The following is a 2,434-nucleotide window of genomic DNA, read 5'->3' as shown; positions in this document are numbered from 1 at the left end:
CTGCGGACATGAGCCGTATCGATGCTGACGACGAACCCTTGCATCGATCCCGGGAAGCTGCATTTCGAGCTGGCCTCGGCCATCGATTTGAGACCTCTCGCGCCCTGTTTCCTGCGCGATGTGGTCGTCGAGCCGCTCGCAGATCCTGATGGTGCGTTTGCGCACGGTCGCATGCTCTCGGTCGGTTCAATGGCAGGAACTCGGCCAGCACGTTCGCCGCCTGCCGGTACGGCATCATGCTTCCCAGCCGCGCCGTCAATTCCATTAGTTCAGGCATCGCCTGGTCAGTCGCTGCCTCGTGGTTCACGACCGCGCTCTGCAGCGTCGCCATGACCTTCTTGCCTTCTTCGATCGAGAAGCCGATCTCACCGTCGAACAAGCGCTCCCAGCTCTTGCCAATCCGGACTTGCCCACGACAGACGTTGCCGAATTCGTTCTTCCCCTCGATCGTGATCGTCCACTCAACCGCCACCATCGCCTCTTTGAACAAAAGCGACGGTCATGGACCGGTCGCCTAACAACCGGTATTCGACCCCAGAGAAATTACCGGTCTCGCCGACTGCAAGAGAAGCGAGTGACCCATGGAACGGTCCAGAAAAAGTGCAGGGAGCATCTTGACCTCAACGACCCCAATCAGAGGGGTCTCTTAGACCACTTCCTCAGCTCCTGTAGACCAGCCCTTGCGGGTCGATCTCCGGCTTGCGACCGGCGACCAGGTCGGCCGAGCCGCAGGCCATGGTCCAGCCGAGATGGCCGTGGCCGGTGTCGAGATAGAGGTTGCGGTATTTCGCCTGACCGAAGATGGGCACGGAACTCGGCATCATCGGCCTCAGGCCTGCCCACAACAAAGCCTTCTTCTCGTCGAAGGCGCCCGGGAACAGATCCTTGCCGGTTTCCAGAATGGTTCTGAAATCGCGCGGCTTGAAGCTGCGGTCGAAGCCGGTGAATTCCGCCGTCGAGGACATACGCAGGCGGTTGCCCAGCCTGGAATAGCCGATCAGCCGGTCCTCGTCGGCGCCCCCCATGTTCGGGCCCTTGCTCTCGTCCTCGAGCGGAACGGTCACGGTGTAGCCCTTCACCGGGTAGACCGGCAGGTCGATGCCGTAGCGGCGGCCGAACAGGCCGCTTTCTGGTCCCATCGAGATGACGACGGCGTCGCCCGCAACCGGTCCGGCTGAGGTCATCACGGCTCGCACCCGGTCGCCCTCGATGTCGAGGCCCTCGATTGTCGTGCCGAACAGGAACCTGACGCCGAGCTTCTCGGCCGCATAGGCGGCAAGCTTGTCGACGAATTGCTTGGAATCGCCGGTCTGGTCGATCGGCGAATAGATGCCGCCGGCGATCTTGTCCTTCACGCCGGCAAGGCCCGGCTCCAGTTCGACTAGGCGGTCGCGGCCGACGATCTCGATCGGCAGGCCGTGCTCGCCGAGATAGCGGTAATTGTCGGTGCCGGTGTCGAAGCTTTTCTGCGAGCGGAAGAAGTAGAGGATCCCCTTCTTGCGCTCGTCATAGTGGATGCCGGTCACGTCCGAGAGCGCATTGATGCAGTCGCGCGAATAGAGCGCGAGCCTCAGCTTGACGTCGGTGTTGGCGCGCAGGCGCGCTAAGGTGCATTCACGCAGGAAGCGCAGGCTCCAGGCATAGAAATACGGATCGAGGCGCAGCCGGACCTTGATGCCGAGGTCATGGTTCCAGAGCGCGCGCAGAAAGGTCTTCAGCGCCGCCGGCGAGGCCCAGGCGGTGGCGTCGCCCGGCGAGACCAGGCCGGCGTTGGACTGGCTGGTGCCGCTCGCTGCCGCTTCATGGCGCTCGATCACCGTCACCTCATGGCCGTCTTTAGCCAGATAGTAAGCGGCCGCCGTGCCAACCACGCCGGCTCCGAGCACCAAGACCTTCATGCCGTTCCTCCAAAAACAATTGAACCAAAGCGGAGCGCCTCAAGGCACCGCACCGCATTCTTAGCCGCTTCAATGACAGTCGCCGCTACCTGCCTACTGTCGATGATCTGGACCAGAAAAGGCTACCCCATCCGTTCTGACGCAAAGCTGCCGGGGCTTGCCGGGAAGTCGACGGTGCGGTTGCCGTTGATGAAAGAGCGGCTATGGATAGGCCCATGGATGGCATGCGCAAACGACAGCCGAGCTTTGCCCACGATGCGACGCCCTCCATTGCCAAGCAGTTCGAAATCCTCGCCGCATGAGCGCCGCGTGACGCTCAACCTGCCTTTGCGACCTCAGCTGGAAGCGACGGAACCAACTAAGATCGCATCAAATCGCCGTTCGGATCGTAGAGAGGGTCGATGGTTACCACGGCTGAAAACATTTGCCCGTCGATTTCGACATCCAGCACAGTGCCGTCACCGGCGAACTCGACAGGAACGTACCCCAGCGCAAGAGACTTCCTTGCGCGGTGCCCATAGCCCCCGGAGGAGATG

The 2,434-nt window shown here is 61.9% G+C and carries 2 protein-coding genes and 1 pseudogene; all 3 read right to left on the bottom strand.

Features of this window, described 5'->3' with window-relative positions; all coding sequences use genetic code 11:
- The coding region (locus tag EN749_RS34145; RefSeq protein WP_145991131.1) for a hypothetical protein at positions 1–490 on the bottom strand (490 nt) is incomplete at its 3' end.
- 169 nt (positions 491–659) lie between these two features.
- Complete coding sequence (locus EN749_RS34140; RefSeq protein WP_128364830.1) at positions 660–1,898, bottom strand: D-amino acid dehydrogenase; 1,239 nt, start codon at positions 1,896–1,898, stop codon at positions 660–662.
- A gap of 122 nt (positions 1,899–2,020) precedes the next feature.
- Positions 2,021–2,128 (bottom strand): annotated as a pseudogene (gene purU, locus EN749_RS34135) (formyltetrahydrofolate deformylase); the annotation flags it as partial.
- Positions 2,129–2,434 lie beyond the last annotated feature (306 nt).

Source organism: Mesorhizobium sp. M7A.F.Ca.ET.027.02.1.1, assembly GCF_004022985.1.
In the GTDB taxonomy this organism is placed as follows: domain Bacteria; phylum Pseudomonadota; class Alphaproteobacteria; order Rhizobiales; family Rhizobiaceae; genus Mesorhizobium.
The sequence above is the reverse complement of the archived record's forward strand: the minus strand, read 5'-3'. Positions and strand labels throughout refer to the sequence as shown.